We start from the raw sequence: 363 nt of genomic DNA, 5'->3' as shown, positions 1-363 counted from the left end.
TAGCTTATGCTAAAGAGCATAATATAAAAGAGTGAAAATAATGAATTTCATAACTAGACTAGCTACAACTATAATCATGGAAGATGGTTTATATATGGGATAAATTAAGAAAGGATAAAAGATGAGTGAAACTTATGAAATTTATACACCTAATGGTGGTATATTAGATGTGGAAAAAGAAACGAATAAAATTTTACTCTATGATGGGGGAGCTAAGGTAGGCAAATACACCCAAGAATATTCCAAAGCTTTGTTTGAAGCTGATCGTATATTAAGAACTTCTCCTTATATTAATTATCAACCTAGGTATCTAGATCCTGAATTTCACACAGGGGAGAAATCTACTTTACTTGAATTTAAAGA

At 30.3% G+C, this 363-nt stretch carries 1 pseudogene; it reads left to right on the top strand.

Features of this window, described 5'->3' with window-relative positions:
• Window positions 1-121: 121 nt before the first annotated feature.
• Window positions 122-363: pseudogene (locus AJ932_RS03315) on the top strand (hypothetical protein); the annotation flags it as partial.

It is taken from the genome of Campylobacter sp. BCW_6873, from assembly GCF_001762365.1.
GTDB classification, from domain to species: Bacteria; Campylobacterota; Campylobacteria; order Campylobacterales; family Campylobacteraceae; genus Campylobacter_D; species Campylobacter_D jejuni.
Note: the sequence above shows the minus strand (reverse complement) of the source record. Positions and strands in the feature narration are given on the sequence as shown.